We start from the raw sequence: 7977 nt of genomic DNA on the forward strand, positions 1-7977 counted from the left end.
TGCGTGCACTGCGAGAAGGCGCCCTGCGAGTACGTGTGCCCGGTGAACGCCACCGTCCACTCGGACGAGGGCCTCAACGACATGGTGTACAACCGCTGCGTCGGCACGCGGTACTGCTCCAACAACTGCCCGTACAAGGTCCGCCGCTTCAACTACCTGCACTACACCGCGGACAAGACGCCCACGCAGAAGATGCTGATGAATCCGGACGTCACGGTGCGCAACCGCGGCGTCATGGAGAAGTGCACCTACTGCGTGCAGCGCATCGAGCGCGTCCGCATCAAGGCGCGCGTCGAGAAGCGGCCCATCTTCGAGAAGGAGCTTCAGACCGCCTGCCAGCAGACGTGCCCCACCGAGGCCATCGTCTTCGGCACCTTGAGCGACCCCAATGCCCAGGTGACCAGGCACCACAACGACGAGCGCGCCTACAAGCTGCTGCACGAGCTGGGTACCAAGCCGCGCACCGCTCACCTCATCCGTCTGCGCAACCCCAATCCCGCCCTCGTGCCCGCCAAGCCCGCCGAGGGGCAGCCCGAAGGAGGCCACTAAGCCATGGCCGAGACCGCTGCACATACCGCCGCCGCCGGGGTCGACCCGCTCGAGCCGCGGCACCTCGTCGCGCCGCACCACGACGACAAGACGCTCAACGAGACCCTGCTGGACCACGTGTGGGCCAAGCCGGGTAAGGGCTGGTTCATGCTGTTCGGGCTGGCCCTGTCCGCCCTCGGCCTGCTCGTGCTGGGTGTCACCGTCACCCTGGCCCGTGGCATCGGCATGTGGGGTAACAACCAGCCCAACGGCTGGGCCTTCGACATCATCAACTTCGTCTGGTGGGTCGGTATCGGCCACGCCGGTACGCTCATCTCCGCCATCCTCCTGCTCTTCCAGCAGAAGTGGCGCACGAGCATCAACCGCTTCGCCGAGGCCATGACGCTCTTCGCCGTGTGCTGCGCGGGTCTCTTCCCGCTGCTGCACACGGGCCGTCCCTGGTTCGCCTTCTGGCTCTTCCCCTACCCGTCCACCCTGGGCGCCTGGCCGCAGTTCCGCTCGCCGCTCGTCTGGGACGTGTTCGCCATCTCGACGTACCTCACCGTGTCCGCCCTCTTCTGGTACGTGGGGCTCATCCCCGACCTGGCGGCCCTGCGTGACTCGTCCAAGGGCAAGCTGCAGCGCACCATCTACGGCCTCTTCGCGCTCGGCTGGCGCGGCTCGGGCCGTCACTGGCACAACTACAAGATCGGCTACCTGCTGCTGGCGGGTATCTCCACCCCGCTCGTGGTCAGCGTGCACACGATCGTGTCCTTCGACTTCGCCACCTCGCTCATCCCCGGCTGGCACGCCACCATCTTCCCGCCCTACTTCGTGGCCGGCGCCGTGTTCTCCGGCTTCGCGATGGTCATCACCCTCATCGTGCCCGCCCGCAAGTACCTCAAGCTCCGGGACGTCATCACCGACCGCCACCTGGAGAACATGAACAAGGTGATTCTGGCGACGGGTCTCATCGTGTCCTACGGGTACCTGATGGAGCACTTCATCGCCTGGTACTCCGGCAGCGAGTATGAAATCTGGACCTTCTACGTGAACCGCGCGCGCGGTCCGTACGCCGGGGTGTACTGGCTGATGATCGCCTGCAACGTCATCACGCCGAACATCTTCTGGTTCAAGAAGTGCCGGACCAGCATCCCCATCATGTGGGTGGCGTCCATCCTGGTGAACATCGGCATGTGGTGCGAGCGCTTCATCATCATCGTGACGTCGCTGACGCAGGACTTCCTGCCCTCGTCGTGGGACCTGTACAGCCCGACCTGGGTGGACTGGTCCATCTACATCGGCACGCTGGGCCTGTTCAGCACCCTCTTCCTGCTCTTCCTCAAGTTCGTCCCCGCCGTGGCGGTGAGCGAAGTGAAGGAGCTCCAGCTGGAGCTCAAGCACGCCGCGCACCACGGCTCGCACGGCACCGAGACGGCCGCCGCCGGGACCCTCACCCACGGAGCGCACTGAGCCATGTCCGCCGAACCCAAGGTTCTGGAGAGCTTCGTGCTCGCCGAGTTCGCCACTCCCGAGGCCCTGGTGGATGCCACCCGGCAGATGCGGGAGAAGGGCTACGAAGGCATGGACACCTACTCGCCCTACCCGCTGCACGGCGGGTCCGAGGCGCTGGGTCTCCCGCCCTCGCGCGTGCCCTTCATCGCCCTCGGGGGCGCGCTGACGGGCATCGTCACGGCGCTCGCCTTCCAGACGTACATGAACACCATCGACTACCCGCTCAACGTGGGTGGTCGTCCGACGCTGAGCCTGCCGGCCTGGGTGCCCATCACCTTCGAGCTCGCGGTGCTGCTCACGGCGTTCGGTATCTTCTTCGGTCTGCTGGGGTTGAGCCGTCTGCCCCAGCCGTACCACCCTGTCTTCGAGAGCGAGGAGTTCCGCAGCGCCTCCACGCACGGCTACTGGCTGAGCGTGCCGAAGACCGTCACCGCCAAGGCGGATGACATCACGGACCAGCTCAAGTCACTGGGTGCGACCCATGTGACCGTTGTCACGGGAGAGAAGGAATGAGGTGGCTCATCCCCGCCGCCGGGCTCGCCCTGGCTGGCTGCAACGTCCCGTCCGAGTTCCTCCAGCGCATGGAGGCTCAGGCCAAGTACGAGTACTACGAGACGAGCGAGTTCTGGGCGGATGGCAAGGCCATGCGCACCCCGCCCGAGGGCACGGTTCCTCGCGAGCGGCTGGTGGGCAGCCCCGGCCTCGGCACGGGCCGTGTCAACGGCACGTTCGTCACCAGCAACCCGCTCGAGCTCAACCGCGAGGTACTGGAGCTGGGCCAGAAGAAGTACAACATCGTCTGCGCGCAGTGCCATGGCCGGCTCGGCGACGGTAACAGCGTGGTGGCCGAGAACATGGCGCTGCGTCTGCCGCCCTCGCTCCAGCAGCTCGCCGACAAGCCGGACGGGCACTTCTATGCCGCCATCAACGAGGGCTACGGCGTGATGCCGTCCTTCTCTGGCGAGCTGAACATCCAGGAGCGCTGGGCCGTGGTGGCCTACGTTCGCGCGCTGCAGCGGGCCCGCGGCACCCAGGTGACCGGCGGCCAGCAGCCTCTTCCGCAGGAGAACCGCTGATGATTGCCGTGGATCGTTTCAACGGCTCGAAGGTGATGACGATGGCTGGCGCCGTGGGCGCCATCGGCCTGGTGCTGACCCTCGTGGGCTTCTTCACCGCGCCCCAGCCGACCACGTTCAGCTACCTGCTCGCCTTCTGCTACTGGCTGGGCATCTCGGTGGCCGCCATCATCATGGTGGCCATCTTCCACACGGCCAAGGCCAAGTGGATCACCATCATCCGCCGCGCCATGGAGACCATGGGCGCCAGCGTGGTGGTCTTCATCCCCCTGATTCTGCCCATCCTCCTGGGGGCCAAGCACATCTTCCCCTGGGTGGATCCGCAGGCCTGGGTGTTCCCCGGCACGGACGGCGTGAAGTTCAACGAGGTGGAGCTGCACCACCTGCACCACAAGCACCCCTACCTCAACCTGACGTTCTTCTACATCCGTCAGGCCATCTACTTCGCGGTGTGGGCCTTCGTGGCGTTCCGGCTGCGTCGTTGGAGCACCGAGCAGGACACCACCGGCGCGCTGGAGCTGACCGTCAAGCTGCGGCGCTTCTCCCCGGGGGCGCTGCCCTTCCTTGCGCTGACCATTACTTTTGCTGGTTTCGACTGGCTGATGACGCTCACGCCGCTCTGGCAGTCCACCATCTTCGGCGTCTATTACTTCGCCGGCAGCTTCCTGGCGGCCTTCTGCGTGCTGACGATCGCCACGGTGAACGCGCAGGGCAAGGACGAGTACGGCACTTTGGTGACGACGGCGCACTACCACAACCTGGGCAAGCTGATGCTGGCGTTCACGGCCTTCTGGGCCTACATCGCCTTCTCCCAGTTCCTCCTCATCTGGATCGCCAACATCCCGGAGGAGGCCGGCTGGTTCAAGCTGCGCATCGAGGGCGCCTGGAAGCCGCTGTCCATCGCGCTCTTCGTCATGGGCTTCGTGGTGCCCTTCTTCACCCTGCTGTCGCGCAACCTGAAGCTCAAGCCGCGGCTGCTGGCGGTGATGGCCGTCTACCTGCTGGTGATGCACGCGGTGGACCTGTACTGGCTCATCTGGCCGGCCTTCTCTCCCCAGGGCCCCTCCTTCCACTGGACGCTCCTCACCGCCTTCGTGGGCGTGGGCGGGGTGGCGGTGGCCGGGGCCATCTTCCTGGCGCGTGGCCGCTACACGCTGCCGGTGAAGGACCCCTACATCTCTGAGTCGCTGAGGTACGTGCAGCCATGAAGAAGACCGAGACGGAGCTCGAGTCGCGCGTCATTCGCGGTGCGCACGGCGTGGCCGCGGAAGAGGACCACATCGACACCCTCGGGGTGGCCAAGGTGGGGGCCGTGGCCCTCGCCATCTTCATCGTCGGCGGCATCTGGGCTTGGCGCCTGCAGATCGCCGTGACGAACGACCTGGTCCCCCAGGGGTCCGCCCCCATTCCGGCCCTCATCACGCCGGACAAGGACCACCGGACGGCCTACGAGATTGGTATCGTGAACCAGCGCATGTTCGAGCTGGACACGCGCGCCGAGGAGAAGATCAACGCCCAGCAGAAGGCGCTGGAGAACGGCTGGGCGGATCAGCCCGGCGTGGTGGCCCGGCCCACCATCTCCTCCGCCATGGACACCATCGTCTCCGAGCAGGCCGCCACCCGGCAGCAGGCTCCCGCCCCCACCCCGGCGCCCGAGCAGCAGCCGGCGCCCAAGCAGCCGTAGTTTCGCGGTAGGAAGAAGCGCGATGTACACCCCCTCCCCCTCCTCGCTTTCCCTGCGCGCCGGACTGGCCGCACTGCTCCTGGCACTGGGTGCCGGGCTGCCGGCCCACGCCCTGCCGGGTGGGGGCAAGACGCCCCAGAGCATCATCGACGCCCAGTCCAATGCTCCGCCGCAGGTGCGGGGCGTGGACGTGGAGGAGCACCTCGGAGAGCTGGTCGCGCTGGAGGCTCGGTTCACCGACGCCTTCGGCAAGCCCGTGCGCCTGCGCGACGTGCTGCCGAGGACCAAGCCGGTGCTGCTCACGCTCGTGTATTACAACTGCCCGCTGCTCTGTAACCTCGTCATCAACGAGCAGATCCGCAACATGCGCGAGCTGGGGCTGGAGCTCGGCAAGGACTACGAGGCGGTCACCGTCAGCATCGACCCGAAGGACACGCCGGCGCAGAGTCTCGAGCGCCGTCGGCGTCACCTCCAGTCCATGGGCCAGCCCGAGACGGCCCCCTGGCATTTCCTCACCGGCACCGAGGAGCACATCCGCCAGGTCGCCGACACCGTGGGCTTCAAGTACGCCTACGACGCCGACACCAAGCAGTACGTGCACCCGGCCGTGGTGCACGTGCTGACGCCGGAAGGGTCCATCTCGCGCTACCTGTACGGCACGTCCTTCCGGGTGCAGGACATGAAGATGGCCCTGGTGGAGGCCGCGGGAGGCCGGGTAGGTACCAGCTTCGACCGCATCGTCCTCACCTGCTTCAAGTACGACACCGCCACCCGGCGGTACGGCTTCTATGTCTTTGGATTCCTCCGGCTGGGCGCGCTCATGATCTTCAGCGCGCTCGCGACCATGCTCGCCTACTACTGGAGGCGTGAGCTGAAGAAAGGCGCCGCAGCATGAATGAGTTGATGAACAACATCCTGTTCCTCCCAGAGCGCGCGTCGACCTTCGCGGAGCGGGTGGACCTGCTGCACTACTTCGTCGTCACGGTGACGATGCTGAGTTCGCTCGCCGTCGGCACCGCAGCGGTCTTCTTCTTCTTCCGCTACCGCCGGCGCACCCCCAACCAGGCGACGGAGTACGTCGTCCCGTCGGTGAAGACGGAGTTCCTCTTCGTCTCGCTGCCGCTCATCTTCTTCCTGACGTGGTTCGTCATCGGCTTCCGGGACTTCGTCTTCGTCTCCACGCCGCCCACGGACGCGATGGACGTCTACGTCATGGGCAAGCAGTGGATGTGGAAGTTCTCCTACCCGGAGGGCCCCAACGGGGTGAACGTGCTGCACGTGCCGGCCAACCGCCCGGTGCGTCTGCTCATCACCTCGCGTGACGTCATCCACTCCTTCTTCGTGCCGGCCTTCCGCATCAAGATGGACGCGGTGCCGGGCCGCTACACGCAGACCTGGTTCGAGGCCACCAAGCCGGGCACGTACCAGATCCTCTGTACCGAGTACTGCGGCCTCTCCCACTCCAAGATGCTGGGTGAGGTGGTGGTGCTCTCGGCCGAGGAGTGGGACGCCTGGGTGAAGGAGCAGCGTCAGGGCTACCTGGCCAACCGCCAGGACGCGCTGGCGGACGTGAGCCTGGTGCCCCACACCGCCCGCATGGCGGAGCAGGGTCAGAAGGTCGCCGCCGAGGTGGGCTGCTTCAAGTGCCACACCGTCAATGGCGAGCCGCACATCGGGCCCACCTTCCTCGGCCTCTACGGAAGGCAGCAGACCATGCAGGACGGCCTGAGCCTGCGGGTGGACGAGGCCTACATCACCCAGTCCATGATGGACCCGGGAGCCCACCTGGCGGCCGGCTTCCCCAACGTCATGCCCACCTTCCAGGGCAAGCTGACGGGGCCCCAGACGGCGGCCATCGTCGAATACATCAAGACCCTGCGCACTCCGGACATCCGCACCGGCGCTTCCTCTCAAGGACCTGTCTATGAGCCCATCCAGTAGCATCGCAGCCGAGCCGGGCGCCGTGCCCGTGCCGGATGAGCATCACGAGCACCACCCGAGCTACCTCACCGATGGCACCACGCTGAAGTCGTGGCTGCTGACGCTGGATCACAAGCGCATCGGCGTGATGTACCTCATCTGGGTCCTGCTCTTCTTCTTCATCGGCGGCATCTACGCGCTCATCGTGCGTCTGGAGCTGCTCACGCCGGGCCCGACGATCATCGACGCGATGACGTACAACCGCGCCTTCACCATGCACGGCGTGGTGATGATCTTCCTGTTCATGATCCCGGCCATCCCCGGCGCGTTCGGCAACTTCATGCTGCCGCTCATGCTGGGCGCCAAGGACGTGGCGTTCCCCCGGCTGAACCTCCTGTCGCTCTACCTGCTGCTGACCGGTGCGTTCATCGCCATCTGGGGAATGATCAACGGCGGCATGGACACGGGCTGGACGTTCTACACCCCGTACAGCACGCACACGACGACGACGGTGGCGCCCATCCTCTTCGGTGCGTTCATCATCGGCTTCAGCTCCATCGCCACGGGCCTCAACTTCATCGTCACCACGCACACCATGCGCGCGCCGGGCATCACCTGGTGGAAGTTGCCGCTGTTCGTGTGGGCCATGTACGCCACGGCGTGCATCCAGGTGCTGGCGACGCCGGTACTGGGCCTGGTGCTGCTGCTGGTCATCGGTGAGCAGCTCTTCCACTTCGGCATCTTCGACCCGGCCCGCGGTGGCGACCCGGTGCTCTTCCAGCACCTGTTCTGGTTCTACTCGCACCCGGCCGTGTACATCATGGTGCTGCCCGCCTTCGGCGTGATGTCCGAGGTGGTGGCCGCCTTCAGCCGCAAGAACATCTTCGGCTACCGCGCGGTGGCGTTCTCCTCGCTGGGCATCGCCTTCGTGGGCTTCTTCGCCTGGGGCCACCACATGTTCGTGTCGGGCCAGTCCACGTTCAACGCGGGCGTGTTCGCGGTGCTGACGATGCTGGTGGGCGTGTTCACCGCCATCAAGGTCTTCAACTGGGTGGGCACCGTCTACAAGGGCGCGGTCGACTTCAAGACGCCCTTCGCCTACTTCTGCGGCTTCCTCTACTTCACCGTGTTCGGCGGCATGACGGGCGTGGCGTTCGCCACGGCGTCGCTGGACGTGCCCTGGCACGACACCTACTTCGTGGTGGCGCACTTCCACTTCATCATGGTGGGCGCGACCATCATGGCCTTCATGGC

General features: G+C 66.0%; 9 protein-coding genes. All 9 read left to right on the forward strand.

All coding sequences use genetic code 11. The features are described 5' to 3' along the window. Positions 1 to 549, forward strand: a 549-nt coding sequence (locus tag VF794_RS39360) for a 4Fe-4S dicluster domain-containing protein (protein ID WP_331118787.1), incomplete at its 5' end; no start/stop codon positions are given. Between the two features lie 3 nt (positions 550 to 552). Continuing rightward, the gene (gene nrfD, locus VF794_RS39365; protein ID WP_331118789.1) at positions 553 to 2001 is read left to right on the forward strand and encodes an NrfD/PsrC family molybdoenzyme membrane anchor subunit; all 1449 of its coding nucleotides are present in this window, start codon (positions 553 to 555) and stop codon (positions 1999 to 2001) included. 3 nt (positions 2002 to 2004) lie between these two features. Beyond that, positions 2005 to 2556, forward strand: coding sequence for a DUF3341 domain-containing protein (locus VF794_RS39370; RefSeq protein ID WP_331118791.1), 552 nt, complete (start codon positions 2005 to 2007; stop codon positions 2554 to 2556). Continuing rightward, the gene (locus VF794_RS39375; protein WP_331118793.1) at positions 2553 to 3119 is read left to right on the forward strand and encodes a cytochrome c; all 567 of its coding nucleotides are present in this window, start codon (positions 2553 to 2555) and stop codon (positions 3117 to 3119) included. The genes VF794_RS39370 and VF794_RS39375 overlap by 4 nt, the downstream gene beginning before the upstream one ends. Further along, positions 3119 to 4327: a hypothetical protein gene (locus VF794_RS39380; protein WP_331118795.1), complete on the forward strand. Its 1209-nt coding sequence runs from the start codon at positions 3119 to 3121 to the stop codon at positions 4325 to 4327. Before VF794_RS39375 ends, VF794_RS39380 begins: the two co-directional genes overlap by 1 nt. After that, a complete protein-coding gene (locus VF794_RS39385) occupies positions 4324 to 4803 on the forward strand; it encodes a hypothetical protein (RefSeq protein ID WP_331118796.1) in 480 nt (159 codons plus the stop codon). Before VF794_RS39380 ends, VF794_RS39385 begins: the two co-directional genes overlap by 4 nt. 22 nt (positions 4804 to 4825) lie before the next feature. After that, positions 4826 to 5698, forward strand: a complete 873-nt coding sequence (locus VF794_RS39390; protein WP_331118798.1) for an SCO family protein — start codon at positions 4826 to 4828, stop codon at positions 5696 to 5698. Continuing rightward, a complete protein-coding gene (gene coxB, locus VF794_RS39395; RefSeq protein WP_331118799.1) occupies positions 5695 to 6744 on the forward strand; it encodes a cytochrome c oxidase subunit II in 1050 nt (349 codons plus the stop codon). The genes VF794_RS39390 and coxB overlap by 4 nt, the downstream gene beginning before the upstream one ends. Beyond that, on the forward strand, positions 6728 to 7977 hold a 1250-nt coding region (locus tag VF794_RS39400; RefSeq protein WP_331118801.1), incomplete at its 3' end, for a cbb3-type cytochrome c oxidase subunit I. The genes coxB and VF794_RS39400, both read left to right, overlap by 17 nt.

Origin of the sequence: Archangium sp. (assembly GCF_036389735.1) — a bacterium.
Lineage (GTDB): Bacteria > Myxococcota > Myxococcia > Myxococcales > Myxococcaceae > Archangium.